24 protein-coding genes and 1 tRNA gene are annotated in these 26,981 nt (G+C 70.5%); 7 read left to right on the top strand and 18 right to left on the bottom strand.

Annotated features, from left to right (window positions below; translation table 11 throughout):
• The first annotated feature begins 2 nt into the window (after nt 1–2).
• Nucleotides 3–1,172, top strand: coding sequence for a phosphotransferase family protein (locus QSV35_RS15315; RefSeq protein WP_286289670.1), 1,170 nt, complete (start codon nt 3–5; stop codon nt 1,170–1,172).
• Nucleotides 1,173–1,203: 31 nt separating this feature from the next.
• On the opposite strand, the gene QSV35_RS15310 is transcribed toward QSV35_RS15315, so the two are convergent.
• The 4 genes from QSV35_RS15310 to mfd all read right to left on the bottom strand — a co-directional run bounded on the left by QSV35_RS15310 (nt 1,204) and on the right by mfd (nt 7,611).
• Complete coding sequence (locus tag QSV35_RS15310; protein WP_286289669.1) at nt 1,204–1,803, bottom strand: gamma carbonic anhydrase family protein; 600 nt, start codon at nt 1,801–1,803, stop codon at nt 1,204–1,206.
• 50 nt (nt 1,804–1,853) lie between these two features.
• Complete coding sequence (locus QSV35_RS15305; protein ID WP_286289668.1) at nt 1,854–2,225, bottom strand: VOC family protein; 372 nt, start codon at nt 2,223–2,225, stop codon at nt 1,854–1,856.
• Nucleotides 2,226–2,286: 61 nt separating this feature from the next.
• On the bottom strand, nt 2,287–3,981 hold the full coding sequence (locus tag QSV35_RS15300; RefSeq protein WP_286289667.1) for an MFS transporter: 1,695 nt from the start codon (nt 3,979–3,981) through the stop codon (nt 2,287–2,289).
• Between the two features lie 42 nt (nt 3,982–4,023).
• Nucleotides 4,024–7,611 carry a transcription-repair coupling factor gene (mfd, locus tag QSV35_RS15295; protein WP_286289666.1) on the bottom strand — a complete coding sequence of 1,196 codons (3,588 nt, stop codon included), beginning with the start codon at nt 7,609–7,611 and terminating at the stop codon, nt 4,024–4,026.
• An 80-nt stretch (nt 7,612–7,691) separates the two neighbouring features.
• Between mfd and QSV35_RS15290 the strand changes: the two genes are divergently transcribed.
• On the top strand, nt 7,692–8,345 hold the full coding sequence (locus QSV35_RS15290; protein WP_286289665.1) for a hypothetical protein: 654 nt from the start codon (nt 7,692–7,694) through the stop codon (nt 8,343–8,345).
• A 15-nt stretch (nt 8,346–8,360) separates the two neighbouring features.
• Here QSV35_RS15290 and pth read toward each other — a convergent pair whose 3' ends face one another.
• Nucleotides 8,361–8,945 (bottom strand): aminoacyl-tRNA hydrolase, encoded by a 585-nt coding sequence (gene pth, locus QSV35_RS15285; protein ID WP_286289664.1) that lies wholly within the window; start codon nt 8,943–8,945, stop codon nt 8,361–8,363.
• A 66-nt stretch (nt 8,946–9,011) separates the two neighbouring features.
• The gene (locus QSV35_RS15280; RefSeq protein ID WP_286289663.1) at nt 9,012–9,632 is read right to left on the bottom strand and encodes a 50S ribosomal protein L25/general stress protein Ctc; all 621 of its coding nucleotides are present in this window, start codon (nt 9,630–9,632) and stop codon (nt 9,012–9,014) included.
• A 208-nt stretch (nt 9,633–9,840) separates the two neighbouring features.
• On the opposite strand from QSV35_RS15280, the gene QSV35_RS15275 reads away from it, so the two are divergent.
• Nucleotides 9,841–9,969 carry a hypothetical protein gene (locus tag QSV35_RS15275; RefSeq protein ID WP_286289662.1) on the top strand — a complete coding sequence of 43 codons (129 nt, stop codon included), beginning with the start codon at nt 9,841–9,843 and terminating at the stop codon, nt 9,967–9,969.
• Nucleotides 9,970–9,981: 12 nt separating this feature from the next.
• Here the strand turns inward: QSV35_RS15275 and QSV35_RS15270 are convergent, their stop codons facing one another.
• The 5 genes from QSV35_RS15270 to QSV35_RS15250 form a co-directional block, all read right to left on the bottom strand.
• On the bottom strand, nt 9,982–10,695 hold the full coding sequence (locus QSV35_RS15270) for an ABC transporter ATP-binding protein (protein WP_286289661.1): 714 nt from the start codon (nt 10,693–10,695) through the stop codon (nt 9,982–9,984).
• Nucleotides 10,682–11,500, bottom strand: coding sequence for an ABC transporter ATP-binding protein (locus QSV35_RS15265; RefSeq protein WP_286289892.1), 819 nt, complete (start codon nt 11,498–11,500; stop codon nt 10,682–10,684). Before QSV35_RS15265 ends, QSV35_RS15270 begins: the two co-directional genes overlap by 14 nt.
• A gap of 251 nt (nt 11,501–11,751) precedes the next feature.
• Nucleotides 11,752–12,825, bottom strand: a complete 1,074-nt coding sequence (locus QSV35_RS15260) for a branched-chain amino acid ABC transporter permease (protein WP_286289891.1) — start codon at nt 12,823–12,825, stop codon at nt 11,752–11,754.
• 107 nt (nt 12,826–12,932) lie between these two features.
• Nucleotides 12,933–13,919, bottom strand: coding sequence for a branched-chain amino acid ABC transporter permease (locus QSV35_RS15255; protein ID WP_419956853.1), 987 nt, complete (start codon nt 13,917–13,919; stop codon nt 12,933–12,935).
• Nucleotides 13,920–14,082: 163 nt separating this feature from the next.
• The gene (locus QSV35_RS15250) at nt 14,083–15,309 is read right to left on the bottom strand and encodes a branched-chain amino acid ABC transporter substrate-binding protein (RefSeq protein WP_286289659.1); all 1,227 of its coding nucleotides are present in this window, start codon (nt 15,307–15,309) and stop codon (nt 14,083–14,085) included.
• Between the two features lie 225 nt (nt 15,310–15,534).
• On the opposite strand from QSV35_RS15250, the gene gndA reads away from it, so the two are divergent.
• Nucleotides 15,535–16,983 (top strand): NADP-dependent phosphogluconate dehydrogenase, encoded by a 1,449-nt coding sequence (gene gndA / locus QSV35_RS15245; RefSeq protein WP_286289658.1) that lies wholly within the window; start codon nt 15,535–15,537, stop codon nt 16,981–16,983.
• 59 nt (nt 16,984–17,042) lie between these two features.
• Here the strand turns inward: gndA and QSV35_RS15240 are convergent, their stop codons facing one another.
• Nucleotides 17,043–18,356 (bottom strand): FAD-binding oxidoreductase, encoded by a 1,314-nt coding sequence (locus tag QSV35_RS15240; protein ID WP_286289657.1) that lies wholly within the window; start codon nt 18,354–18,356, stop codon nt 17,043–17,045.
• Nucleotides 18,357–18,473: 117 nt separating this feature from the next.
• Here QSV35_RS15240 and QSV35_RS15235 point away from each other — a divergent pair, with 117 nt between their 5' ends.
• On the top strand, nt 18,474–19,208 hold the full coding sequence (locus QSV35_RS15235) for a response regulator transcription factor (protein ID WP_286289656.1): 735 nt from the start codon (nt 18,474–18,476) through the stop codon (nt 19,206–19,208).
• Entirely contained in the window at nt 19,205–20,776 is a 1,572-nt protein-coding gene (locus tag QSV35_RS15230; RefSeq protein WP_353618983.1) for a sensor histidine kinase, read from the top strand. Before QSV35_RS15235 ends, QSV35_RS15230 begins: the two co-directional genes overlap by 4 nt.
• 14 nt (nt 20,777–20,790) lie before the next feature.
• Here the strand turns inward: QSV35_RS15230 and QSV35_RS15225 are convergent, their stop codons facing one another.
• The 6 genes from QSV35_RS15225 to QSV35_RS15200 all read right to left on the bottom strand — a co-directional run bounded on the left by QSV35_RS15225 (nt 20,791) and on the right by QSV35_RS15200 (nt 26,342).
• Nucleotides 20,791–22,362: an FAD-dependent oxidoreductase gene (locus QSV35_RS15225; protein WP_286289655.1), complete on the bottom strand. Its 1,572-nt coding sequence runs from the start codon at nt 22,360–22,362 to the stop codon at nt 20,791–20,793.
• A 46-nt stretch (nt 22,363–22,408) separates the two neighbouring features.
• A complete protein-coding gene (locus QSV35_RS15220) occupies nt 22,409–23,281 on the bottom strand; it encodes an FAD:protein FMN transferase (RefSeq protein WP_419956852.1) in 873 nt (290 codons plus the stop codon).
• A complete protein-coding gene (locus QSV35_RS15215) occupies nt 23,278–23,700 on the bottom strand; it encodes an FMN-binding protein (RefSeq protein WP_286289654.1) in 423 nt (140 codons plus the stop codon). Before QSV35_RS15215 ends, QSV35_RS15220 begins: the two co-directional genes overlap by 4 nt.
• 99 nt (nt 23,701–23,799) lie before the next feature.
• Complete coding sequence (locus QSV35_RS15210; RefSeq protein WP_286289653.1) at nt 23,800–24,834, bottom strand: ribose-phosphate diphosphokinase; 1,035 nt, start codon at nt 24,832–24,834, stop codon at nt 23,800–23,802.
• Nucleotides 24,809–26,269 carry a bifunctional UDP-N-acetylglucosamine diphosphorylase/glucosamine-1-phosphate N-acetyltransferase GlmU gene (gene glmU / locus QSV35_RS15205; protein WP_286289652.1) on the bottom strand — a complete coding sequence of 487 codons (1,461 nt, stop codon included), beginning with the start codon at nt 26,267–26,269 and terminating at the stop codon, nt 24,809–24,811. Before glmU ends, QSV35_RS15210 begins: the two co-directional genes overlap by 26 nt.
• 1 nt (nt 26,270) lies before the next feature.
• A tRNA-Gln gene (locus tag QSV35_RS15200) sits at nt 26,271–26,342 on the bottom strand.
• Between the two features lie 87 nt (nt 26,343–26,429).
• On the opposite strand from QSV35_RS15200, the gene QSV35_RS15195 reads away from it, so the two are divergent.
• Nucleotides 26,430–26,927, top strand: coding sequence for a MarR family winged helix-turn-helix transcriptional regulator (locus QSV35_RS15195; protein ID WP_286289651.1), 498 nt, complete (start codon nt 26,430–26,432; stop codon nt 26,925–26,927).
• Nucleotides 26,928–26,981 lie beyond the last annotated feature (54 nt).

Genomic DNA, 26,981 nt, shown 5'->3' with positions numbered 1-26,981 from the left:
GGATGACCCCGCAGGACGAGCGACGCGCCCGTCTCGCGCTCGTCCTCCCCGACGGCACCCCGGTCGGACTCACGGCCGCCTTCCGCATCGACAGCCCGTACGAGCAGGATGCGGCTGCGATCGTGGATGCTGCGCGCGGCGCGCTGGGCATCGACGTCGTCCTGCTCCGCATCGCCGCCTGGTCGGTCCCGGACGCCGTGTACACCGCCGAGGTGGCCGACATCCCCGCGATCGCGCTCGACCCGGTCGACCCGGCATTCGTCGCCGACGACCCGCTGCGGCTGACATGGGCCCGCCCGGGCGGACCGGGCGAATACCTCGCGTGGGCCCGGGAGGCTCTGGCCGACATCGGCCGTCCCGCTGTCGGCGACCCCGTGCAGGTGCGCAGCTGGAACCTGTCCACGCTGTGGATGCTCCCGACCTCGGCGGGCCCGGTGTGGCTCAAGGCCGTGCCGTCCTTCTTCGCGCACGAAGGCGCCCTGCTCGAACGCCTGAGCGCTTTCCCGGTGCCGCGGCTGATCGCCCGCACCGCCGATGCCGTGCTCATCGCCGAGGTGCCGGGCGACGACCGGTACGACCCGCCCATCGGCGCCGCGTGCCGGATGGTCGACCTCCTGATCGACATCCAGACGTCCGTGGATCCCGCGACGCTGCCTCCGATGCCGGCGTGGACGCCCGCATCCCTCGCTCCGGTCGCCGAGCGCACCCTGCGACTCGCGCCCGAGGTCGCACCCGCCGACCGCGACGCCGTCTCGACCATCATCGACGGACTCCCGGAGCTGCAGCCGTCCCTCGATGCCTGCGGGCTGTCCGACACCCTCGTCCACGGCGACTTTCACGGGGGCAACGTCCGCGGCGACGACGATCACCTCGTGATCCTCGACTGGGGCGACAGCGGCATCGGTCATCCCCTGCTCGACGTGGCTGCGTTCACCGAACGGATGCCGCCGCCTTTCGCGGCCCGCGTCACGGAGCATTGGCTCGCCGCGTGGCGACGCGCGGTACCGGGTTCCGACCCGGCGCGGGCGCTCGAACTCGTCCGGCCCTACGCAGCCGTGCGACAGGCGACGCTGTACCGCGCGTTCCTCGATCGGATCGAGCCGTCCGAGCACCCGTACCACGCGCAGGATCCGGCGATGTGGCTGGCTCGCGCGGCCGAGCTCACGCGCTGAGGGGCTTACGCGGTCGCCCCGTCGAGCGGCTTCAGTCGATGCGGCGGTCCGTGGCGTGACGGGCGAGACTCGAGCCGTAGCGCTCGGTGAGCTGCACCATGAGGTCGGGGGTGTCCCTGTCGAGCCCGAAGACGTAGCCCGGGAAGTCGAGCTCGCGCTGCGACGCCCAGATATCCGCGTGCCGCTCGGGCGGCAGGATCACGAGCGGCTCGCCGACCGCGACCCATCCGATCGGGACGACGGTTTCGGGCGGCAGCGTGGTCCGCAGGTGGACGACCGCGTTGATGCGCACTTCGCACCGCTCCCCGATGCGCGCGCCGTTGAAGATGCGCGTACCGGTCGCGAGGAACACCTCGTCGGCGATCGTCGCGCCCGAGATGCTGGCCATGGGCCCCACGAGCACGTGATCGCCGATGTGGACCGGATTGACCGACGTCGCTCGGATGAGCGCGTTCTCCATCACGATGACGTGCTCGCCGAGCGTGATCGGCCCGCCCTCGGACGTGATGACGGCTCCGTGCAGGATCTGGCAGCCCGCACCGATCGTGACGTCGCCGCTGATGACCGCGGTGGCCGCGACGACCGCGTCCGGATGGATGCGAGGCTGCGCCCCGACGTGCTCGAACTGCATGTGCACACCCTAGCGAAGCCCGGGGACGCACGCCCCGGGCGAGGCGGACGTCACCCCTCGGGCGGCGTCGTCATGCCCTCGTAGAGGCCGAGGGTATTGCCGTCGGGGTCGGCGACGACGGCCCACCAGCTCGTGTCGGTGATGGGCGCCTTCTCGGCGACGACGGTGCCGCCCGCAGCACGCGCGGCCGCCAGCGTGTCGTCGATGGAGTCGACCTCGACGTACGAGAGCGGGCTCGTGGACCCGTCTTCGCGTTTGGTGAACGCTCCACCCGAGATCTTGTTCGGCGCCTGCCACATGGGGTAGCCCTCGAAGCCGGGCGCCTCGGCGATCTGCCAGCCGAACAGGGCCGAGTAGAACGCTCCTGCCGCCGCGAAGTCGGTGACGGGGATCTCGATGTGCGTGATGTCGCCGTGCGGCATGATGCATCCTTCCGGGGAGGACTTGGGGATGCCGCCAGTCTGAACCTGCGCGCGCCGCCCTTCAAGACCCTTCCGGCGCGTCCGGCGCGTCCGCCGCATCCGGCGTGTAGCGCTCGAGAGCCCCGTCCATTCCCGCGTCGGCCGCGCGGGAGCTCGGCGTGTATCCGAGGACGGCCGTCGTGAACCGCTCCGCCGAGAGCGCCCGCAGCCGCAGGGCGGTGCGGGCGCGGACCGTCGCCGTCCGGTGCGAGCGACGCAGCAGGGCGATCTCGCCGAACCCGTCCCCGGTTTCGAGCGTCGCCACGATCCGGCCGTCGCCGACGACGTCCGCCGCTCCGGCCTCGATCACGTAGTAGCGGTCTCCGATGTCCCCCTGCGCGAAGACGGTTCCGCCCTCCGGAACGGCGACGGGCTCAAGGCTCCGGGCGAGCTGCTCGATCGCGGGCAGGGGCAGCGGGTCGAACATCGGCACGCGCTTGAGCAGTCCGATCTCGTGATCGAGCGCCTCGACCGACCGGTCGAGGCGGCGCAGGCGCCACCACGACGCGACCGCGAGCGTCGGGCAGATGAGCCCGATGACGATGAGCGCTGGCTGGATGCCGAACCACTCGATGAGCGCCGAGGCGAGGATCGAGCCGATGCCGATCGTGACGGCGACGAGGCTCTCGAGGACCCCGAACACCCGCGCCATGACGGCATCCGGGGTGAGCCGTCCGATCAGGGTGAACCCGGCGGCGTCGATGAGCGCGTTCGCGACGCCGACGAACGCCAGGAGAACCAGGGCGGCTGCTTGCTCCGGGAACACCCCGATGAGGGCGATCGGCAGCCCCCACACGCCGACGCCGATCGCGAACCACGCGCCGAGGCGCCACGTGCTCACGAGGATGGATGCGGCGAGCGACCCGATGACCGCGCCGGCGCCGAGTGCGGCCATGAGCGAGCCCGCACCCGAGTCGCCCATGTGCAGGAGTTGGATCGCGACCACGACGGAGAACACCGTGAGCGCGCCCCGCGTGAGCGTCTGGGCGGCGACGAGCGACAGGATGAGGCGGAGGTCACGGCTCTGCCACGCGGCCGCGAGCCCCTCGAGGGCCTCGCGGAGGAGCGCCGGGCGCCGGGCGGGGGCCTCGGCGAGAGGCGCCTCGTAGCGGAGCGCGACGACGAGCAGGGCGGCGACGAACGCGGAGGCGGAGGCGACCGCGAACACGACCGCCGCGTCGGAGACGGCGAGGAGCACCGCGGCGATCAGGGGTCCGACGAGGCTCGCGGTCGAATCGAGGAGCCCCCGCACGACGTTGGCGCTCGCGAGCTCCCTCCCCGTCCGGCAGAGGGTCGGCAGCAGCGCGGAGTGGGCAGGCCGGTACAGCGTCGCGGGTACGGCGGATGCGGCGGCCAGCACGAAGACGATCCACACCGGGCCGGCGAGCGCGACCACGACCGCCGCTGCCGCGATCGCCGTTCCCCGCAGCACCTCCACGATCACGAGCACCCGCTCGCGGCGACCGCGATCGGCGAAGGGCGAGAGGAGAGGCGTCAGCACCGCCGACGGCAGGAAGGTGATGAGACCCACGACCCCCACCGCCAGCGTTCCGCCCGCGTTGTACGCCACGATGCTGAGGGCGACGCTGAAGGCGCTCTCGGCGACCCACATCGCGAAGAAGCTCAGCTGCGCACGGCGCAGGCTCACGTTCCGCCATGTCGTGGCGAACGCCAGCCCGGCCTCGGCGAGGCGAGCCCGACTCCCCAGCAGGACCATGCGGCGACTCTATGGCCTGCGACCGGCGCGAGGCCAGCGGGATCAGGCGGGCGGCGCCGCCCCGGGTGCGGGCACCGGCCACAGCTGGTCGAGCAGCTGCGCGACCCACGAGATGAGATCGACGTCGCCGAGCGGCTCCCCGTCGGCGGTCGGCAGCGGGACGACGACGGCCTCACCGGAGGCGACGAGCTTCGCCTTCGGGTAGAGCCGCTGCAGCCGCACCCGCATCGAGTCGGGGAGGTTCGCCGGGGCGACACGGAGATTGGGCCCCATCGCGACGACGTCGGCGAGGCCGGCACGCGCTGCGCGACGGCGCAGGCGCGCCACCGCCAGGAGCCCCTCGACCTCGGACGGCGGCTCGCCGTACCGGTCGCGGAGCTCATCGACGACGAGATCGATCGCGTCGTCCTTGGCGGTCGCGGACGCCGCGGCGGACAGCTTCTGGTACGCCTCGAGGCGCAGCCGCTCGCTGTCGATGTAGTCCTCCGGGATCCGCGCCTGAACCGGGAGCTCGAGCCGCAGCTCCGCCGGTCCTTCGACCTCCTCGCCGCGGAATGTGGCGACCGCCTCCCCGATCATGCGCAGGTAGAGGTCGAAGCCGACGCCGGCGATGTGCCCGGCCTGCTCGGCGCCGAGCATGTTGCCCGCGCCGCGGATCTCGAGGTCCTTGAGGGCGACCTGCATCCCGCTGCCGAGGTCGTTGTTGACGGCGATCGTCTCCAGCCGGTCGGCCGCCGTCTCGGACAGCGGCTTCAGGTCGTCATAGAGGAAGTACGCGTACGCACGCTCACGCCCACGGCCGACGCGCCCACGCAGCTGGTGCAGCTGCGACAGGCCGTACTTGTCGGCGCGGTCGATGATGATCGTGTTGGCGTTGGAGATGTCGAGGCCGGTCTCGATGATCGTGGTCGACACCAGGACGTCGGCGCGCCGCTCCCAGAAGTCGTCGACGACCTGCTCGAGCTGGTGCTCGCCCATCTGACCGTGCGCCACGACGATGCGCGCCTCGGGCACGAGCTCGGACAGGTGCGCGGCGACGCGCTGGATCGACTGCACCCGGTTGTGCACGTAGAAGACCTGACCCTCGCGCAGGAGCTCGCGGCGGATCGCGGCGGCGACCTGCTTGTCGCTGCGGGCGCCGACGTACGTGAGGATCGGATGCCGGTCCTCCGGCGGTGTCTGCAGGGTCGACATCTCGCGGATGCCGGTGACGGCCATCTCGAGCGTGCGCGGGATGGGCGTCGCGCTCATGGCGAGGATGTCGACGTTCGTCTTGAGCTTCTTCAGCGCGTCCTTGTGCTCGACTCCGAACCGCTGCTCCTCGTCGATGATCATGAGACCGAGGTCCTTGAAGATCACCTTGTCGGTCAGGATGCGGTGCGTTCCGATGACCATGTCGACCGTGCCGTCGGTGAGGCCCTCGAGCGTGTCGCGCGCCTGCTTGTCGGTCTGGAAGCGCGAGAGCGGCCGCACCTTCACCGGGAAGCCGGCGAAGCGCTCGGTGAAGGTCTCGAGGTGCTGCTTGACGAGGAGGGTCGTCGGAACGAGCATCGCGACCTGCTTGCCGTCCTGGATGGCCTTGAACGCCGCCCGCACGGCCACCTCGGTCTTGCCGAAGCCGACATCGCCGGACAGCAGCCGGTCCATCGGGATCGGCTTCTCCATGTCGGCCTTGATCTCGTCGATCGTCTGAAGCTGGTCAGGGGTCTCCGCGAACGGGAACGCCTCTTCGAGCTCGCGCTGCCAGGGCGTGTCCGGGCCGAACGCGTAGCCCTTCGCCGCCATACGCGCCGAGTACAGCTTCACGAGCTCGACCGCGATGTCGCGCACGGCCTTGCGGGCCTTGCCCTTGGCCGCAGCCCAGTCGCTGCCGCCCATCTTCGACAGCACCGGCGCCTCACCGCCGACGTACTTCGACAGCAGGTCGAGCTGGTCGGTGGGCACGTAGAGCTTGTCGCCCGGGTGCCCGCGCTTGGACGGCGCGTACTCCAGCACGAGATACTCGCGCATGCTCTTGACCGCGTTGCGGCCGCCACTGGACACTTCGCGCTGCTGCAGCTCGACGAAACGCCCGATGCCGTGCGTCGAGTGCACGACGTAGTCGCCGGCCTTGAGCTGCAGCGGATCGACGACGTTCCGCCGGCGCGACGCGAGCTTCTTGACGACCCGCGTGTCACTGCCGATCGTGCGGCCGTAGAACTCCGTCTCGGTCAGGACGGCCAGCTTCGCGCCCTCCGCCTCGAAGCCGCGCTCGAGGGCCGCGACCACGACATGGGCGACGCCCGGCTCGGGCGCGGTCTCCACGGTGTCGACACGCCGGGCGGCGATGCCGCGTTCAGCGAGCACGTCGCGCGCGCGGTCGGCGAGGCCCGCGCCGGATGCGGCGACCACGACACTCCACCCCGCGGCCAAGAGCTCGCCGACGTGTGCGGTGGCACCCTCGACGTTGCCCTGGAACGACGGCACGGCGGTCGCACGGATGCGCAACTCGGAGTCGTCGATCTCCAGTTCCTCCGCGATGTCCGCGTAACCCGAGTCGAACGCGCTGAGCGTCCACCAGACGCCGCCACGATCGCTCGCGGCCTCGCGCAGCCCGGGCAGCGAGACGAAGTCGCCCGCGCCGAGGTCGACGGGGGTCGCGGCCCCGGCGACGGCCGCGCTCCACGCGGCATCCAGGAACTCCCGATTGGTCTCGGACAGCGTCGTCGCGCGCGTCACCGACCTCTCCGGGTCGACGAGCGCGACCGCGGCGCCCTCGGGGAGGTAGTGCGCGAGCGTCACCACGTTCTCGACGAGCACGGGGGTGAGCGATTCCATCCCCTCGACCGGGATGCCCTCGGCCATGCGCTCGAGCATTCCGGCGAGCCCAGGAAGGTCGGCCATGAGCGCCCGCGCCCGTGCGCGGACGTCGTCGGTGAGCAGCAGTTCGCGCGCCGCAAGCAGCTCCACCTCGCGCACCTCGCCGGGAAGACTGCGCTGGTCCGCGACCGAGAATGCGCGGATCTGGTCGACCTCGTCGCCGAAGAACTCGACGCGGGACGGGTGGTCGGCGGTCGGCGGGAAGACGTCGAGGATGCCGCCGCGCACCGCGAACTCGCCGCGGCGCGACACCATGTCGACGCGATGGTACGCGCGCTCGACGAGCTCGGCGGTCACGGTCTCGAGGTCGTAGCCTCGGCCGCCCACGGTCAGTGCGATCGGGGCCCGGTCGGTGAGTCCGGCGGCGAGCGGCTGGAGCGCGCCGCGCACCGACGCCGTGATGACGAGGGGCGCCGTTCCGTCCCACTCGTCGACCGTCCGCAGGACATCGAGGCGGCGGCCCACGGTCTCTGCACTGGGGCTCAGCCGTTCGTGCGGCAGCGTCTCCCACGCCGGGAAATGCAGGACCGCCGCACCGGGCAGGAGCGCCTGGAGGGCCGCACCGAGGGTCTCGGCGCGACGACCCGTGGGGGCCACGGCGAGGAGGACCCCGGGCTTGCCCCCACCGCGGCGCTTCTCGAGGAGGGTTGCGAGCAGGGGCGCATCGAGTCCGTCGACAAGCGAAAGGTCGGCGTCGACGGAGGCGGTGGCCCCGGCATCGCGGAACGTTGCAGACGACGCGAGGGCGCGCGCGATCCCGGGAACTGTCACCGGACGATTCTATGTTCGACCCCCGACACGCAGTCGCGAAGCCCCTCCCGACCACGCGGGCACGCTCCTAGGATGGACGCGTGACCGACCAGGGACCAGGCGCCCCGCAGACCCCGCCGCCGAGCTCACCGAACCCCGGGCCGGCGCCGCAGTCTGAACCGGAGCCCCATCCCGCACCGCAGCCGGCGCCGCCTGCACCCGTTCCACCGGCACCTGGGCAGCCCGCGCCGTGGGCGCAGCCGGGTCCGCCCGCTCCTCCGGCGTATGGCACGCCTGCACCGTCGGGCTTCGCGGCGCCGTACGCCGCTCCCCCGGTCCCGGGCTACGCGCCTCCGGCGCAGCCCCCGCTGCCGCGCGTCCTCGGTGCGGTCTCGTTCGTCCTGTCGCTCGTGGCGACGGTCGTCGTCCCGATCATCGCGGGGGTGGCCGCATGGCGCATCGGCACGACGCTCGGGAACGACGGCATCCAGACGTTCTTCGACGACCCGACCCGGTTCGACATGCTCATCCCTGTCCGCGGCGACGTGCTCATGGCGGAGATCGCGTTCTGGTGCGGAACCGTGCTCGGCCTGTGGGCGATCGCGCAGGGCATCGTGGCCGTCGTGACACGCCGCGGGCGGGCGTTCGGCGTCGCCGCGATCGTCATCGCCGCGATCGGGCCGTTCGCCTACTACCTGGTGCTGATCATCACGCTGGGCGTCAGCGCAGCGGCATCCGTCCCGCCCAACGCCTGACCCGCGCGGACGACGTCAGGCGCGAGGCGCGTGGTGCTTCTGCTGAGCCGCGAGCAGGCCCTCGTCGATGAGCTTCTCGACGGCGTCCGCGGCGTCCGACAGCAGCAGCGGGAGCTGCTTGCGGTCCGCGGAGCTGAACGGGTCGAGCACCCAGTCGGCAGGATCCTGCCGGCCGGGCGGGCGGCCGATGCCCACGCGCACGCGCGGGAAGTCCGGCGTTCCGAGCGCCTTCGCGACATCGCGGACCCCGTTGTGTCCGCCGTGGCCGCCGCCGATCTTGAGCTTCACGGTGTCGAACGGGATGTCGAGCTCGTCGTGGATGACGATGACGTGCTCGGGGTCCACGCCGTAGTACTTCGCAAGGGCGGACACCGGCCCGCCGGACACGTTCATGAAGGAGTTCGGCTTCGCGAGCACGACCTTCGGGCCGCCGGGCCGCAGCCACGTCTCCGCGACGCGCGCGTTCCCCTTGTGCGCCGAGAACCGCTCGCTGCGGCGGTCGGCGAGCTCGTCGACGACGAGCTGCCCTACGTTGTGCCGGGTCAGCTCGTACTGGGGTCCGGGGTTGCCGAGGCCGACAACGAGCCACGTCTGCGCCACGTTCGCATCCTTCCCATGCAGAAACGAGGGGGATGCGGCGAACCGCATCCCCCTCGTCTCAGAGTGTTACTCCGCAGCGGCCTCGTCGGCGGCGGCGGCGGCAGTCTCGTCGGCCTCCGCCTCTTCCTCGGTCTCGGCGCCGGCACCGGCGGCCGGGACCGAGATCGCGACGATGAGGGTCTCCGGGTCGGCCTCGAGGACCGCGCCCTTGGGCAGCTGCAGGTCGCCGGCCGTGACGTGCGCGCCGTCTTCCAGGCCCTCGACCGAGACCTCGATGTGCTCAGGGATGTGGGTCGCCTCGACCTGGAGCGCGACGGACGCGTTGTCGAGGTTCGCGATCGTGCCGGCAGCGGACTCGCCGGTCACGACGACCGGGACGGAGACCGAGATCTTCTCGCCCTTCTTCACGACGAGGAGGTCGATGTGCTCGATGATCTGGTGCACCGGGTCCTTCTGCACGTCCTTGACGAGCGTGAGGAGCTCCTTGCCGTCGACGTCGAGCTCGAGCACGGCGTTGGCGTGGCGGACGATCAGCGAGACCTGGTGGCCCGGCAGTGCGACGTGCACCGGGTCGGTGCCGTGGCCGTAGATGACGGCAGGGATCTTGCCCGCGGCGCGCAGGCGGCGGGCGAAGCCCTTGCCGAAGCTGTCGCGCAGCTCGGCGTGGACCTTGGTGTCTTCCGACATGGTTCTTCTCCTCAAGCGGGCGTGGGAGCCCGGACGGTTTCTGTTCTCGACTCGAACGCGCGCGCGTGAGGAAAGCTGAAGGCCCTGCTCCACCGCGTCGATCACGGATGGCGCGCAGGCGCGGCATCCCTCGCCGAAGTACAGTCCGAAAGTCTACCAGCCGTGCCGCTACGATGAACACGCACCGTTTCGCACCAGGAGGCACCCCATGACGTTCGACAGCGTGACCCTCTCCGGCGCCATCATGGGGATCATCGGCTTCATCGCCGCCCTCGGCCTCGTCGGCACCGTCTTCGCCTTCTGGTCGATGGGGCGCCAGGCCTACCGCAAGGACTGAGCCGCCTCAGCGTCATCCGACGCCGAGGTACGCCTCCTTCACGGCCGGGTCCGCGAGGAGCTCCTTGCCGGAGCCGGAGCGGATGATGGCCCCTGTCTCCAGCACGAACGCCCGGTGGGCGCGCGCAAGAGCCTGGTTGGCGTTCTGCTCGACGAGCAGCACCGTCGTGCCCTGCTGGTTGATCTCGGTGATGATGTTGAAGATCTGACGGATGAACTGGGGCGCGAGACCCATCGACGGCTCATCCAGCAGCAGGACGCGCGGCTGCGACATGAGGGCCCGCCCGATGGCCAGCATCTGCTGCTCGCCGCCGGACATCGTCCCGCCCAGTTGCTTCTTGCGCTCGTCGAGCCGCGGGAACAGCGAGAACACCCGCTCGTACGCCTCTGCGACGCCCGCGCGGCTCTTCAGCCCGAACGTGCCCATGTCGAGGTTCTCCAGCACCGTCATACCGGGGAAGATCCCGCGTCCCTCGGGCGCCTGCGAGATGCCGTGCAGCACGCGCAGATGCGCCTTCATCTTGGTGATGTCCTGACCGTCGAACGTGATCGATCCGCTCGACGGGTGCAGCAGGCCCGAGATCGTGCGCATCGTCGTCGTCTTGCCGGCGCCGTTCGCCCCGATGAGCGACACGATCTCACCCTCGTCGACGGAGAAGGAGATGTCGTGGATCGCCTTGATCCGTCCGTAGTGGACGGCGACGTCCTTCAGCTCAAGCAGCGTCATCTTCGGGCTCCCCGAGGTAGGCGGCGATCACTCGCGGATCGTTGCGGATGGCGGTGGGCACGTCGTCGGCGAGCTTGCGCCCGAACTCGAGCACCACGATGCGGTCGGTGACGCCCATGACGAGCTTCATGTCGTGCTCGATGAGCAGGACGGTGTAGCCCTCGTCGCGGATCGTGCGGATGAGGGCCATGAGGTCCTCCTTCTCCGCGGGGTTGAAGCCGGCGGCGGGCTCATCGAGGCACAGCAGCTTCGGGTCCGTCGCGAGGGCTCGTGCGATCTCGAGTCGGCGCTGAGAGCCGTAGGACAGCTCACGCGCCCGCTTCTCGGCATGCTGGGCGATGCCGACGAACTCCAGCAGCGCCATTCCACGGTCGATCGACGAGGCCTCTTCGCGCACATGGCGAGGCATGCGCAGCAGCGCGCCGGGCACAGACGTGCGGTGCCGCGCGTCGAGACCCACAACGACGTTCTCGAGAGCGGACATCTCGCCGAAGAGGCGGATGTTCTGGAACGTGCGCGCCATGCCCATGCGCGTGATCTGGTGCTGCTTGCGCCCCTTCACGGAGACCCCCTCGAGGAGGACGTCGCCGGTGGTCGGTTTGTAGACGCCGGTCATCGCGTTGAAGCACGTCGTCTTGCCGGCGCCGTTCGGGCCGATGAGCCCGAGGATCTCGCCGCGCTTGATCACGAAGGACACGTTGTCGAGGGCCGCGAGACCGCCGAACTTGATCGTGAGGTTCTTCACCTCCACGAGGACCTCGCCGACGTCGACGGCCAGCTCGCGCTCGGACTCGGCGCCCTCCACGAGCGGCGGCGCCTCGCCGTGCTCGGGGACGATCGGCGCGCCGATCTCATCGTCGTCGACCGGCTCGTGGGCCTCCGCGGCGACCTCGATCTCCTCCGCCTCCTCCTGCGCGCGTTCCGTCGCTTCCGGGCCGGCGCCCGCTGCGGCCGTCTCGTCTGCGGTCTCAGCCGCCGACTCCGGCACTTCGACCGGCTCCGACTGCTCCGGGGTCGCGAAATCGTCGGCGTTCGGGTTCTCGCGTGCGTCGTCGCTCACGATGCGTCTCCTTCCCCGGCGGGCTTCTCTTTCGGCGGCGGCGCCGGCGTCCAGTGCATCGCGCGCCGCGCGAACGCCAGCAGACGCATCTTCGCCGGGATGAGGCCCTGCGACCGGAAGATCATCAGGATCACGAGGGCGAATCCGAAGATCAGGTACTTGTAGTCGGCGATGGCGGTGAACCGCAGCGGGATGTACGCCACGATCGCTCCGCCGAGGACTGCGCCGACCTTGTTGCCCGCACCGCCGAGGACGACGGCGGCGAGGAACAGGATCGACTGCTGGACCGTGAAGCTCTGGTTGTTGACGAACCCGACCTGGCCGGCGAACAGGGCGCCCGACAGGCCGCCGACGCCGGCGCCCATGGCGAACGCCCACACCTTGTACTTGAAGGTCGGGACGCCCATCGTCTCCGCGGCATCCTCGTCCTCGCGGATCGCGACCCACGCGCGGCCGACGCGGCTGCGCTCGAGGTTTCCGACGAGAAGCATCACGACGATGAGGATGACGAGGGTCATCCAGTACCACGGCACCCCGGCGGAGTTCGAGAAGATCGGGACGCCGTTCGCATCCGTTCCGGGCGGCCGGCCGACGTTCTGGAAGCCCACCTGCCCCTTCATGGCCGGGATGATCGTGGCGAGGATGCGGACGATCTCTCCGAAGCCGAGCGTCACGATCGCGAGGTAGTCGCCGCGGAGGCGGAGCGTCGGGACGCCGAGGATGACGCCGAAGAACATCGTGATCGCGATGGCGATCGGCAGCGTCCACAGGTACGGGATCTTGGTGAGCGGGGAGTCCGGGCTCGTGAACATCGCCGCGGTGTACGAGCCGACGGCGAAGAAGGCCACGTAGCCGAGGTCGAGCAGACCCGCGTAGCCGACCACGATGTTCAGGCCGACCGCGACGAGCGCGTACACCGCCATCGAGAAGCACGCGAGCGCCCAGTTGTTGCCGGGCTCCGTCGTCAGCGGGAAGAAGTTCAGATACGGCAGCGCGAACGCGATGGCGACGACCGGAACCATCCATGCCCACTGGGTGGGACGGGACAGCTCGTTCCACCTGCCGCGCATGTTGCGGAACGGTCCGCGTCGCGGCGTCGCGATGGACTCCGTCTCGATGGTCTCACGCTGCGACTCCTCGTCGGGCATGATGCGGGGGCTGCTCAGCGGATCGTAACTCATGCCTTGCTCCTACCGAGGGTGGTGCCGAGGATGCCTTCGGGCCGGATCAGCAGCACGAGGACCAGCACGACGAACGCGACCACGTCCGACCACTGCGAGTCGCCCAGCAGGATCTGCCCGTAGTTGCCGATGACGCCGAGGATGATGCCGCCGAGGAGGGCACCGCGGACGTTGCCGATGCCACCGAGGACGGCCGCCGCGAACGCCTTGACGCCGAGGATGAATCCGCCGTTGTAGATCACGCCCGACGGCACGAGCATCACGTAGAACAGCGCCGCGGCGCCGGCGAGAAGGCCGCCCAGGACGAACGTGATCATGATCACGCGCTCCTTGTTCACACCCATGAGGGTCGCGGTGTCCGGATCCTGCGCGACGGCGCGGATGCCGCGGCCCGTCCGGCTGCGGCGGATGAACATGTCCGTGCTCACCATGAGCAGGATCGCCGCGACGACGATGATGATCTGCTGGTCGTAGATGGTCGTGCCGAAGACCTCGAAGACCGGGTTCTGCACGAACATCGTGACGCTCGGCTCGGCGTTCGCCCCGCGGATGATGAAGATCAGGTACTGGATGACGAACGACGCGCCGATCGCGGTGATCAGGAACGCGAGGCGTGGGGCGTTGCGTCTGCGCAGGGGCCGATACGCCAGCCGCTCGATGAGCAGTGCCGTCGCGGCGGAGCAGGCCATGCCGACGACCAACGCCAGCAGGAGGTCCCCGATGATCGCGGCAGGTCCGAGCGTCGGGGCGCTCGGGCCGAAGCCCAGGCTCGTGAGGGTGATCACGACGCCGTACGCGCCGACGATGAACACCTCCGAGTGGGCGAAGTTGATGAGGCTCAGCACGCCGTAGACGAGCGTGTAGCCGACGGCGATCAGTCCGTAGATGGAGCCGAACGTGATGCCGTCGAACGTCGCACTCCAGAAGTTCTGGGCGAGTGCATTGACGTCGAAGTTGATCCACGAATTGTCGGTGTGGACCACGGCGGAAGAGGCCGTAACGGCCAGATGCGCCGAAGCAAGGGCAAGGTCGAGCATTCAGGCTCCGCTTCCTCGGGTGTGACGCGACTCTGCGTCTGTGTGCGGCTGACTCGATGATGCCGTGGCGGGGTGTGCGCACCCCGCCACGGCATCCGGCGTGTCGGAACTACTGGCCGATCGGGCCGATGTAGGCGATCTTGCCGTCCTGGACCTTGTAGCCGTACACGGCCGGCGCCTGCAGCTCACCCGTGGAGTCCCACTTGTAGTGCTTGGCGAGGCCGTCGGCATCGTAGCTCGTCACCCAGCTGAGCAGGTCGGCGCGGGACTGCTTGCCCTTGTCGATGCCCGACAGGAGCACCGTCGCGGCGTCGTAGCCCTCGACCGAGTAAGTGCCCGGCGCCGCGTTGGCGAGCGTCTGGTACTGGCCGGCGAAGGTCGTCAGCAGCTCGCCCGGGATGCAGGGGCAGGTGAAGAACGCGTTGGAGGACGCGTCGCCGGCCAGCTTGATGAACTGGTCGTCCTTCACACCGTCGGGGCCGACGAAGGCGCCCTTGAAGCCCTTGTTGACCAGCTGCTGGTCGAACGGAGCCGCCTCGGCGTAGTAGCCCGCGTAGTAGACCGCGTCCGGCTTGGCGTTGAGGATCTTCGACACGGTGGCCGAGAAGTCCTTCTGGCCGGTCGTCACCTTGTCGGTCCCGACGAGCGCGCTGCCGAGGGCCGCCGAGGTGGTGCCGGCGAGGCCGATGCCGTAGTCCGAGTCATCCTGCACGAGGTAGACCTTCTTGGCCTTCAGCGTGTCGGTGAGGAACTTCGCGGCGGCCGGACCCTGCTGCGCGTCGTTGCCCAGGCCGCGGAAGAACGTCGTCCAGCCGTTCTTGGTCAGGCTCGGGTTCGTCGCGGAGGGCGTGATGTGCACGAGGCCCTGCTGCTGGAAGATGTTGCCCGTCGCCTTCGACTCGCCCGAGAACGGGAGGCCGATGACGCCGACGATGTCCGCCTCGCTGACGGCCTGCGTCACGGGGCCGACGGCCTTGCCGGGGTCGCCCTCGGTGTCGAACTTCTTGAACGCGACCTGGCAGCCCGGGTTCGACTTGTTGTGCTGGTCGACCGCGAGCTGGATGCCGTTGTAGATGTTGATGCCGAGCTGCGCGTTCGGGCCGGTCTCCGCCCCGACGTACGCGATGGTCGTCGTGGCCGGGCACGTCGCTTTGCCGTCGCCGGCCGGGAGCACCGCATTCTTCGGCGTCTCCACCGAGGTCACCGCCGGGATGTTCGGGACGCCGGTGTTGGCGCTGGCGGTCGCACCGCCGCCGCCCGTGTTGGCACAGCCCGCGAGCAGGAGGAGTGCAGCGGCCGCGGAGGCCACCCCCGCCACTGCCTTCTTTCGAATCATGTGATTGCCTTCCGATTTCAGAATCGCCGGAGAGCGGGTTCACTCATCGGCGAGTTCAAGGTGGGAGCGAGAGTATCGCGGAACCGGTCGGCTCGCACCCGTTGGATCTGGATTGCATCCGGATCGGTATCCGCCCGTGATGCGCCGACATACGACGCGGAGGGTCTCCCGGGCGCGCACTACGCTGAAAGGGCATCCACGCACCCGATTTCCGAGGAGAGCACTGTGCCCGAAGCCGCCGCCAACATCGGGGTCGTCGGCCTCGCCGTCATGGGATCCAACCTCGCCCGCAATCTCGCGAGCCGCGAGGGCAACACGGTGGCGGTGTACAACCGCAGCCGCACCAAGACCGACGAGCTGATCGCCGAGCACCCGGAGGCCGGCTTCGTCCCGGCCTTCTCGTACGAGGAGTTCGCCTCATCCCTTTCCGTCCCGCGCACCGCCGTCATCATGGTGAAGGCCGGAGGCCCGACCGACGCGGTCATCGACGAGCTCGTGCGCGTCTTCGAGCCCGGTGACATCATCGTCGACGGCGGCAACGCCCTGTTCACCGACACGATCCGCCGTGAGAAGGCCGTGCGCGACACCGGCATCAACTTCGTCGGGATGGGCGTGTCCGGCGGCGAGGAGGGGGCTCTGCTCGGCCCGTCGCTCATGCCGGGCGGCTCGGACGAGTCGTGGGTCACGCTCGGACCGATCCTCCGCTCGATCGCCGCGGTCGCGGAGGGCGAGCCCTGCGTCACGCACGTCGGCCACGACGGCGCCGGTCACTTCGTCAAGATGGTGCACAACGGCATCGAGTACGCGGACATGCAGCTGATCGCGGAGGCGTACGACCTGATCCGCCGGGGCACCGGCAAGTCGCCCGCCGAGATCGCCGACGTCTTCGCCGAGTGGAACCGCGGCGAGCTGGAGTCGTACCTCATCGAGATCACCGCCGAGGTGCTGCGCCAGGTGGATGCCGCGACCGGCACACCGCTCGTCGACGTCATCCTCGACCAGGCCGGAGCCAAGGGCACCGGCGCCTGGACCGTCCAGACCGCCCTCGACCTCGGCGTCCCCGTCTCCGGCATCGCCGAGGCGACGTTCGCCCGCTCCCTCTCCTCGCACCCCGAGCAGCGGATCGTCTCGGGCGTCCTGCCCGGCCCCGCCGAGGCGCTGGTCGTGGCCGATGCCGACGCCTTCGTCGAGGACGTGCGTCTGGCGCTGTTCGCCTCGAAGATCGTCGCCTATTCGCAGGGCTTCGACGAGATCCGCGCCGGTGCGGCCCAGTACGGCTGGAGCATCGACCTCGGCGCGATCTCGAAGATCTGGCGCGGCGGGTGCATCATCCGGGCGCAGTTCCTGAACCGCATCGCCGACTCGTACGCGCAGACGCCCGATCTCGCCGTGCTCATGACCGCGCCCTACTTCGTCGAGGCGCTCGGGCGGGCCCAGGGCGCGTGGCGCCGGATCGTGTCGACGGCGGCGGATGCCGGCATCCCCTCCCCCGCGTTCTCCTCGTCGCTCGCCTACTACGACGGGCTGCGCGCCAAGCGCCTCCCCGCCGCGCTCATCCAGGGCCAGCGCGACTTCTTCGGCGCGCACACATACAAGCGCATCGACAAGCCGGGCACCTTCCACACCCTGTGGTCGGGTGACCGCACCGAGATCGAGGCCGAAGACACCCACTGAGTCCGCTCGACGGATCACCAAGGGGGCCGGGCGCTGTGCGCCCGGCCCCCTTCGTCGTCTCAGGCCGGCACGATGTTGTGGTTGCGCCGGAACAGGTTGTCCGGATCCCACGTCCGCTTGACCTCGACGAGGCGTGCCGTGGTCTCCGCGTCGAACATCTTGGCCACCACGTCGGGGGACGTCGAGACGGTGAAGTTGCCGTAGACGCCCGCCCCCCGCGCCTCCAGCGCCTGCCACGCGGCCGCGGCGCCGTCGCGATCGGCACCGGGGACGTCGAACGCCCCCGCCATGACGAACCACGTCGCATCCCGTGCCGGAAAGGGCGTGGCACCCTGAGCGACGTCGCCGTACGCTCCGCCGAGCGACCGCAGGAAGACGACGGATGCCGGGAACCGCTCGCGGAAGCGGGCGAGCCCGTCGATGAGGCCGTCGTCGAGGATCGGCGCGAGCGTGTTGCCGCCGATGAACCCCGGAACCGGACGTGCCGGGTCGTATCCCGGCATCTCTGCCAGGACGTCGCGATACCGCTTCACACCGCACGACACCTCCGTCACGCCGTCGAGCGCGAGAAGCGGGGCGAGCGCCCGCCGGGCGTCGTCGGGGTCGCCGCCGATCCAGCACGCGACGATCCTCGCACCGGGAGCCGCGCTCGGATCCATCGGCGGGACGTCCATGTACGTCACCGTGAGCTCGCGCGGCGCATCCGCCAGCGTCTCGCGCAGCACCGGCAGCAGGTCGCGCGGCGCGACGGATGCGGTGAGCTCCACGTGGACCAGCGCCGGGAGCGGGTGCGCCTCGAAGTCGAGTCGTGTCGCGACACCGAAGTTGCCGCCGCCGCCGCGCAGTGCCCACATGAGGTCGGGATGCGTCTCGTCGTCGACCTCGACGACCTCCCCGGTGGCCGTGACCAGCTGCGCACCGACCAGCTGATCGGAGGCGAGCCCCCAGGACCGCACCATCCATCCGATGCCGCCGCCGAGGGCGAGCCCTCCGACGCCGACGGAGGCCGTGTCGCCCGAGCTCAGCGCGATGCCGTGCGGGGCGAGCGCCTCCGCGACAGCGCCCCACACGGCGCCGCCCCCGACGTGGACGCGCGTGCCGTCCACCTCGATGTCGGAGAGCGCCGCAAGGTCGACGAGGACGCCGCCGGGGACCGTGCCCCAGGCGCTGTGGCCGCCGCCCCGGATCGAAAGGGGAAGATCGTGCGCGGCGGCGTAGCGCACGGCCGCCTGCACGTCGGCGACCGATGCGGCATGGACCACCGCGTCGGGCTCGCCGATGCCGGTGTGGAACAGGCGGGAGTCGTCCCACCCCGGGTCTCCGGGACGGACGACAGCGCCTGCGACGGATTCGCTCAGAAGTTCTGTGCTCATGCCGGAGAAGCTAACCGGCACCTCCGACACTCCGGAGAGGTACGAGCGATGTCATTCACAGCAACAACATAGGGTGCACCATGGATTGTCTCCCGTGACCGGAGCACAATCGAAGGCATGTCGACACTCGCCAGCTCCACCACCCTGCGTCGCGCGGACGGCACGGCTCCGCGCATCCTCGTCGTCGACGACGAGCAGATGCTGACCGATCTGCTCTCGATGGCGCTGCGCATGGAGGGCTGGGACGTCAAGGCCGCCGGCTCGGGATTCCAGGCGCTCCAGGTGGCGCGGGACTTCGAGCCCGACGCGATGGTGCTCGACATCATGATGCCGGACCTCGACGGCATGTCCGTCCTCCAGCGACTCCGCCACTCCGGCAATGAGGTGCCCGTCCTCTTCCTCACCGCGAAGGATGCCGTGGGCGACCGCGTCGCCGGGCTCACGGCCGGCGGCGACGACTACGTGACCAAGCCGTTCTCCCTCGAAGAGGTCGTCGCGCGCCTGCGCGCCCTCATGCGCCGCGCCGGCACGGCCCGCGCGAACGAGGCCGAGCCGATCCTGCGCGTGGGCGATCTGTCGCTCAACGAGGACAGCCACGAGGTCATCCGCAGCGACGAGGAGATCGAGCTGACCGCGACCGAGTTCGAGCTGCTGCGCTTCCTCATGCGCAACCAGCGCCGTGTCGTCTCGAAGGCGCAGATCCTCGACCGGGTCTGGAACTACGACTTCGGCGGGCGCTCCAGCGTCGTCGAGCTGTACATCTCTTACCTGCGGAAGAAGATCGATCAGGGCCGCGAGCCCCTCATCCACACGGTGCGGGGCGTCGGCTACATGATCAAAGCGCCGCAGTGACAGCCGTTCAGACCGCACCGCCGCCGTCCATCGACGAGGAGATCCCGAGCAGCCCGTCTCCCCCGCGCTGGTGGCAGCGCGCCCGCCGTCCCTGGACCCTGCAGACACGGCTCATGGTCACCATCACCGGCTTCGTCGCGCTCATCCTCGTGGCCGTCGCCGTCGCGACGAGCGCCGTCCTCGGCGGCGTGCTGCAGCAGAACCTGGACAACAAGGTGGGCGACTCGACCTCCGTGGCAGCAGACCAGTACCAGCTGCTCACGCGCAACACGGCGCTGCTGCACACCGTCGGCGCCGAGGACGTGCTGAACCTCGGTCACTTCCCGGCAGGCTTCCTCTTCTTCCAGCAAGCGCCGACGTCGCAGGACGCCGCCTACATCAACTCCGACGGCAGGATCGTCGCGCTCAGCACCGCCCAGCGGGCGGCGGTCGTCCAGGCCTTCAACAGCCAGAACGGCAGACTCGAGCCCGTGACCGTCGAGATCCCCGACTTGGGGGCCTACCGGCTTCAGCCTCGGGTCCTCCCCAATAACCAGTACATCGTGGTCGGCGGTCTCCCGCTCTCGGAGCTCAACGAGACGGTCACGCAGATCCTCGTGACCGTCGCGCTCGTCACGGCCGGCGGACTCCTGCTCCTCGGTTCCGCGATCGCCGTCATCATCCGCGTCGGCCTCCGGCCCCTGCGCGCCGTCGCCGAGACGGCGACGCGCGTCGCGACCCTGCCGATGGCCGAGGGCGAGGTGTCGATCTCCGAGCGCGTCCCCGTGGACGAAGCGGACGACCGCACCGAGATCGGGCGCGTGGGCGCCGCGCTGAACACGCTCCTCGACCACGTGGACTCGTCGCTGGCCGCACGCCAGCGCAACGAGGAGCGGATGCGGACGTTCGTCGCCGACGCGAGCCATGAGCTGCGCACTCCCCTGGCCTCGATCCGCGGCTACTCCGAGCTGTCCCTCCGCGCGCTGCAGCAGGCTCCTCCGGAGCTCGCCGCGGAGACCACGTCGTCGTCGCTCGAGCGCATCCAGGCGCAGTCGCTGCGCATGACGACCCTCGTCGAGGACCTGCTGCTGCTCGCCCGCCTCGATGAGGGCCAGGAGCTCGTCTACGGCCAGGTCGACCTGACGCGTCTCATCGTCGAAGCCGTGAGCGACGCCGGGCCTGCGGGCCCCGAGCACGTGTGGCTGCTGGATCTGGCGGAGGAGCCGATCTCGATCTCCGGCGACGCCGGCCGGCTCCAGCAGGTGGTCGCGAACCTCCTCGCCAACGCGCTCACGCACACGCCGGAAGGCACGTGCGTCACGGTCGGGCTGCACAAGGAGCGCGGGCAGGCGGTCATCACGGTGCACGACGACGGCCCCGGGATCGACCCGGCCATCGGTGACGAGCTGTTCGAGCGCTTCTCGCGCGGTGACCGCTCCCGCGCGCGCAAGACCGGCGGCACGGGTCTCGGCCTCTCGATCGCCCGCGCGATCGTCGAGGCGCACCGCGGCACGATCAGCGTGCAGAGCGTCCCCGGCGACACGACGTTCACCGTCCGGCTGCCGATGCGGCAGCCCAAGGCGGGCTGACCGGCCGAACCGGCTCAGTACCCGCTGAACGCGTCGGTCGTGAGGGACTTCGCGTGGTCGAGCGCCGGGGCGAGGTCCGCGATGAGGGCCGCGGGCCCCGAGACGAGCGCGTGGCGCTCGCGGAGGTCCGGCACGGCGGCATGCAGCCCCTCGGCGTCGATCCGCGTGCCGCCCGCCCACGTCCACTGCGCGGGCAGGTCGCGCGGCTCGTCTCGCGTGAAGACGACGACGGGGATGCCGGCATCCTCGATCTCGCCGCGGTACGCGAGCTCGGACGCCTGCGACGCGGCGTAGACGAGGACGATGTCGCGGCGCACCCCGGTCGCCTGCAGCTGGCGCAGCTGCGAGATGAACGGCGTGACGCCGATGCCGGCGGCGACGAGCAGGATGCGGCTGTCCGCACCGCGCGGCAGCAGGAAGTCGCCCCACACGCCCGTGACGGCGAGCGTGTCGCCGAGCGATGCGGCCGCCAGCGCCCGCTTGTAGCTCGACTGCGCCTTGTGGGGCGATCCTGCCGCATCGTCGCGGAAGGCGATGCGCACGATCGGCTGGTCCTCGGGGGCGGAGACGATGCTGAACTCCCGACGCGTGCCGCGCGCATCGGGGTGGCGGTGCGGAACCTCGAGCTCGAGGAACTGCCCCGCCAGGAACGACAGCCGGCGCCGCGTGCGGAACGTGAGTTCCTGGGTCGTCGGCGTCGGGTTCGAGCGGCCTTCGAGGACGAGCCGCACCGCCGAGCGCACCGAGAACGCGAAGGCGATGAGGTTGCCGATGAGAAGCGCACGCTCCTGGCCCAGTGTGATCACGCCGAGGTCGATCGGCCAGCCGGCGAGCACACCGACGACGGCCGCGACCGTGAGCGCCTGCCAGCGTCGCGGCGGCTGGGTCAGCGGCTCCGAGACCATGAAGGCCCCGAGGAAGAGGAACGGCGACGACCACAGCTGCTGAGCGACGATGTCGCCGAACGGCATCGCCCCGCCGACCTGGATCGTCGTGCGCACGATCGACACGACGATGGCGACGACCCAGAACAGGGCCACGACCCGCACCTTCTCGGCGCGGATCAGCACGACGAGTCCGAGCAGCAGCACGATGGGCCCGAGGGCGGGCGTGCCGACCCACCACGACGGGCCGCCGAGCGCGTAGGCACCGCTGACGGCCACGATGATCGCGACGACCGCCGCGCCGACGGCGGCTGGATTGAAGATGTGGCGCCCGCGGTAGGCCAGGACGTACTTGGACCCGGATGCCGCCACGCCGGCGACGACGATGCCGACGAGGCCCAGGGGGTCGATCGTCGGGCGCAGGACGAACAGCAGGATCCCCGCGGTGATGAGCGAGGACTCGACACGCCACGGCAGGCGCAGGAGACGCTGGGCGCCGGCATCCACCGCCCCGCACACGATCGCCAGGACGGCCGCAGTCACGACGAGCTGGAGCGGGCTCGGCGCGACGAGCCCCGCGAACGAGAGCGCGAAGGCGATGACGGCGAGTGCGGCGAGGGCGAGGAAGGCCGTGCGGTACATCGACACGCGGCCGAGGAGGGCGAAGACGCGGTTCCAGACCGCGGTGAGATTGGCGATCACGACAGAGCGGGCGACGGGGACACGATCACCCCTCCACGCTATCCGCTCAGAGGAAAAGGTCGGCCCGGCTGCCGGGCGACCACTCCACGCGGCCGTCCGTCGTCATCCGGATCCACTCGACGCCCCAGCGGGCGGCGAGTTCGGGGCCGCCCTCGAAGAACAGGGCCGTCGCGGCCGCATCCGCCCGCATCGCGGAGTCCGAGATCGCCCACGTCGCCGCGTACGTGCGCACCGGGACCCCCGTGCGCGCGTCCAGGACGTGGTGCAGTCCTTCACCCCACGCACGACGTCCGACGGCCGAGGCGCACAGCGCGCCGTCGGCGACCTCGACGACGCCGATCGCCCGATTCGGGTCGAAGGGGTGCTCGAGGGCGACCCGCACCGGCGTGCCGGTCATCGCGATGTCGCCGCTCGCATCCACGACGACGTCGCCCTCCGTCCACTGCGAGACGATCGCGAGCACGATGTCGACGAGACGCCCCTTGCCGAGTGCGCCGACGTCGATCGTCGCAGGCTCCGTGAGCATCATGCGATCGTCCGTCCAGGCGAGGCGCTCACGCCAGTCGCGCGGAGCGGCGAGCGCGCCCCGCGAACGGAACGAGTAGTCGGCGTCGTAACCGAGATGCTCGAGGGACGCGCCGACGAGGGGGTTGACGGCGCCGTCCGTCGCCTCCGCGGCCTCGGCGAACAGCGCGAACATGTCGGCCGCGTCGGCGGGCGCAGGCACGACGCCCGCTCCGCGCGCGAGCGACGACACGAGCGAGTCCGGCCGGAAGCGCGACCATTCGCGGTCGAAGTCGGCGATCGCGTGCTCGACCGCGAGCCGTGCGGCGCTTCCGAGCTCCGCATCCGTCTCGATCTCCCACAGCGTGCCGATCGCCTCGAACCGCCACACGACGCGGGTCGCCGGGGCGATCACTTCGCCGCCTCGCTCTTGATCTGATCGAGGGCCTGGTTGAAGCCGTTGCTCGTCAGCGAGGAGCCGGCGACGCGGCTCACGGAGAGCTGATCGATGTCCTTGCCGACCACGACGTCGGAGATGCCGCCGATGAACTGCGACTGGTACTGCTGCGATTCCGGACGGCGCGGCTCCCCCGTCACCTGCACGTTCGTGACGAGGTCGTTCTTGAGCGTGATCGAGACGGTGATCGTCTCGGTCGTCTCGGGCGTCTGGTACGTGCCGGAGGCGCTGTACGTGCCGTCCTTGTAGGTCGCCGCACCGGCGGAGGTGGCGCCGCCCGCTCCGGCCGTGCAGCCTGCGAGCGCGACGATGCCGGCGACGCCCGTGAGCGCGGAGCCGATGCGGACGGGCTTCGGGAGGGCGGAGGGGCGGAGCATGGCTGATCCTTTCTGCGGCCGTGCGACGTGTTTCCACGCTAGGCGCACGGCCCCAGCGTCCCCTGGGCCCGCCCTATGCGCTCCCTATGGTCGAAGGGCTCAGGCCTCGCCGTTGAACATGCTCGTGACCGAGCCGTCCTCGAAGACCTCGTGGATGGCGCGGGCCAGGAGCGGCGCGATCGGCAGCACCGTGAGCGTCGGGAAGCGCTTCTCCTCGGACAGCGGGATCGTGTCGGTGACGACGACCTCGTCGATCGCGGAGTCCTGCAGGCGCTCGGATGCGGGGTCGCTGAAGACGGCGTGGGTCGCCGCGACGATGACGCGCTCGGCGCCGTTCGCCTTGAGCGCCTGGGCGGCCTTGACGATCGTGCCGCCGGTGTCGATCATGTCGTCGACGAGGAGGCAGACGCGACCGCGGACGCGGCCGACGATCTCGGCGACCGTGACCTGGTTCGCGACATTGGGGTCGCGGCGCTTGTGGATGATCGCCAGCGGCGCATCCAGGCTGTCCGACCACTGGTCGGCGACGCGGACGCGGCCGGTGTCGGGCGACACGACGGTGAGCTTCTCGCGGTCCTCCGCCGAGAGGGTGCGCTCGAAGTAGTCGAGCAGCACGGGCTTGGCGAACAGGTGATCGACGGGGCCGTCGAAGAAGCCCTGGATCTGCGCGGCGTGCAGGTCGACGCTCATGATGCGGTCGGCGCCCGCCGTCTTGATGAGATCGGCGACGAGGCGCGCGCTGATCGGCTCGCGCCCGCGCCCCTTCTTGTCCTGGCGCGAGTACGGGTAGTACGGGGCGACGACCGTGATGCGCTTGGCAGAAGCGCGCTTGGCGGCGTCGAGCATGATGAGCAGCTCCATGAGCCACTCGTTGACCGGCGGGCCGAACGACTGGATGAGGAAGACATCGCAGCCGCGGATCGACACCTCGAAGCGCGTCAGCAGCTCGCCGGACGCGAAGGTGCGGTACTCGGTGGGCACGAGCTCCGTGCCGACCGACTCGGCCACCTGGGCGGCGAGCTCGGGGTGCGAGCGGCCCGAGGCGACGACGAGCCGCTTCTTGGTCTTGACGATGATGCCGGGGGCGATGCCGTTCTCCCGGTCGAGGTCAACGGTCTTGTTCTTGCGCGCCATCGTCCGCCTTCGATGCAGTCCGGGCGCTCGCCGCGAGGTCAGCGGCGCGCGTTCCGGCTCGGTTCTTCTCGACCCACCCCTCGATGTTGCGCTGAGGGGCGACGCTGAGGGCGAGGGCACCGGCAGGCACGTCCTTGCGGACGACGGCGCCGGCCCCCGTCTTTGCGCCGTCTCCCAGCCTAACGGGCGCGACGAGCACCGTGTGCGCGCCGGTGTGCACCTCATCGCCGATCACGGTGCGGTGCTTGTTCACGTCGTCGTAGTTCGCGGTGATCGTCCCGGCGCCGAGATTCACGCTGTCGCCCACCTCGGCGTCGCCGACGTAGATGAAGTGCGGGAGCTTCGTGCCGTCGCCGATCGCGGCGTTCTTCGTCTCGACGAAGGCTCCGATCTTCCCTTCGGCGCCGAGCGTCGTGCCGGGGCGGAGGTAGGAGAACGGTCCGACGGTGGCGCCCGCGCCGATGACGGCCAGCGTCGCCTCCGAGCGGCGGACCGTCGCGCCCGCCCCCACTTCGGTGTCCACGAGCGTCGTGTCCGGACCGATCGCGGCGCCCGTCGCGACGGTCGTCGCACGCAGGATCTGGGTGTTCGGGAAGACGGTGACATCCTCCGCGAGCGTCGCGGTGACGTCGATCCACGTCGTCGCAGGGTCGAGGACCGTGACCCCGGCGAGCTGCCAGGAGCGGACCGTGCGCGCGTTCAGGGTGCGGCCGGCGTCCGACAGCTGCACGCGGTCGTTGACGCCGAGGGCGGCGGTCGCATCGGCGGCGACGGACGCGGCGACCGGGAGGGATGCGTCGCGCAGGAGCCCGACGACGTCGGTGAGGTACTTCTCCCCCTGCGCGTTGCCCGTGCCTACGGAGGGGAGGTGAGTGCGCAGGGGGTCCGCGCGGAACACGTAGACACCCACGTTGATCTCGTGGATCGCGGCCTCGGCGGCCGAGGCGTCCTTCTGCTCCACGATGCGGGCGACCGATCCGTCGGCGCCGCGGATGACGCGACCGTAGCCGGTCGGGTCGTCGACGACCGCGCTGAGCAGCGTCACGGCGGCGCCGCTCGAGCGGTGCGCGCCGACGAGGGCGGACAGCGTGCCCACCTCGAGGAGGGGCACGTCGCCGGAGAGGACGAGCACGTCGCCGGTGAAGCCGCCGAGGCTTGCGAGTGCCACCTCGACAGCGCGGCCGGTGCCGGGCGTCTCGTCCTGGTCGACGATGACGGCGGCCGGCTCTTCGGCCAGCACCGCCGCGGCCACGAGGTCGCGCTCGTGGCGCACAACGACCGCGATGCTCGCGGGCTCGAGGGCGCGCGCCGTCGCGAGGACGTGCCCGACGAGCGTGCGGCCGCCGATCGAGTGGACGACCTTCGGGGTGGCGGACTTCATGCGGGTGCCCTGCCCTGCGGCGAGGACGATGACGGCCAGCGGTGTGGTGCTCATGCTCCGCCGCCAGGATTCGAACCTGGTCCTCACAGCTCCAAAGGCTGTCGTGCTGCCGTTACACCACGGCGGAAAGCCCCATCGGGACCGTCCTCCAGTCTGCCAGGCCTGCGCCGCGCGTGCCGCCACGGTGTGCCTGGACGCCTGCGATGATGGAGCCGTGGCACAGGAGACGGACGAGGTCGACCGCATCGTCGACGCGTGGCTGCGCCAGCGCCCGGACCTCGACTTCTCCCCCCTCGAGGTGCTCTCCCGTGTCGACCGCCTGTCGCGGCACCTCGACCGGTCGCGCCGTGAGGCGTTCCGCCGCAGCGACCTGGAGTCGTGGGAGTGGGATGTCCTGTCGGCGCTGCGCCGCGCGGGTGAGCCGTACCAGCTCAGCCCCAAGCAGCTGCTGCAGCAGACGCTCGTCTCCAGCGGCACGATGACGAACCGCATCGACCGCCTCGTCGGGCGACGGCTCGTGCGGCGCGAGGCGGACCCCGATGACGGGCGCAGCATCCTCGTCACCCTCACGGCGGATGGGCGTACGCGGGTGGATGCGGCGATCACCCGGCTCGTGGATGCGGAGGCGATCCTGCTGGAGAGCCTGTCGCGCGCGGAGGCCGAGCGCCTCGCGGCCCTCCTGCGGAAACTGAGCCTCGGCTTCGACGGCTGACCCTGTCGTGAGGCCCCCGCCATAGGGCAGAGTGAGTCTCACATTCGAAGGGGG

Origin of the sequence: Microbacterium candidum, assembly GCF_030315975.1 — a bacterium.
GTDB classification, from domain to species: Bacteria; Actinomycetota; Actinomycetes; order Actinomycetales; family Microbacteriaceae; genus Microbacterium; species Microbacterium candidum.
This window is presented reverse-complemented; position numbering and strand designations above follow the sequence as displayed.

Excerpts from the sequence above, each read along its gene's own strand:
- QSV35_RS15210 (WP_286289653.1), bottom strand. The coding sequence starts at position 24,834 with ATGGCGCGCAAGAACAAGACCGTTGACCTCGACCGGGAGAACGGCATC.
- QSV35_RS15260 (WP_286289891.1), bottom strand. The coding sequence starts at position 12,825 with ATGCGCGGCAGGTGGAACGAGCTGTCCCGTCCCACCCAGTGGGCATGG.
- QSV35_RS15315 (WP_286289670.1), top strand. The coding sequence starts at position 3 with ATGACCCCGCAGGACGAGCGACGCGCCCGTCTCGCGCTCGTCCTCCCC.
- QSV35_RS15275 (WP_286289662.1), top strand. The coding sequence starts at position 9,841 with ATGACGTTCGACAGCGTGACCCTCTCCGGCGCCATCATGGGGATCATC.
- QSV35_RS15270 (WP_286289661.1), bottom strand. The coding sequence starts at position 10,695 with ATGACGCTGCTTGAGCTGAAGGACGTCGCCGTCCACTACGGACGGATC.
- QSV35_RS15280 (WP_286289663.1), bottom strand. The coding sequence starts at position 9,632 with ATGTCGGAAGACACCAAGGTCCACGCCGAGCTGCGCGACAGCTTCGGC.
- QSV35_RS15310 (WP_286289669.1), bottom strand. The coding sequence starts at position 1,803 with ATGCAGTTCGAGCACGTCGGGGCGCAGCCTCGCATCCATCCGGACGCG.
- QSV35_RS15215 (WP_286289654.1), bottom strand. The coding sequence starts at position 23,700 with ATGCTCCGCCCCTCCGCCCTCCCGAAGCCCGTCCGCATCGGCTCCGCG.
- glmU (WP_286289652.1), bottom strand. The coding sequence starts at position 26,269 with ATGAGCACCACACCGCTGGCCGTCATCGTCCTCGCCGCAGGGCAGGGC.
- QSV35_RS15250 (WP_286289659.1), bottom strand. The coding sequence starts at position 15,309 with ATGATTCGAAAGAAGGCAGTGGCGGGGGTGGCCTCCGCGGCCGCTGCA.
- QSV35_RS15235 (WP_286289656.1), top strand. The coding sequence starts at position 18,474 with ATGTCGACACTCGCCAGCTCCACCACCCTGCGTCGCGCGGACGGCACG.
- QSV35_RS15300 (WP_286289667.1), bottom strand. The coding sequence starts at position 3,981 with ATGGTCCTGCTGGGGAGTCGGGCTCGCCTCGCCGAGGCCGGGCTGGCG.
- QSV35_RS15240 (WP_286289657.1), bottom strand. The coding sequence starts at position 18,356 with ATGAGCACAGAACTTCTGAGCGAATCCGTCGCAGGCGCTGTCGTCCGT.
- QSV35_RS15305 (WP_286289668.1), bottom strand. The coding sequence starts at position 2,225 with ATGCCGCACGGCGACATCACGCACATCGAGATCCCCGTCACCGACTTC.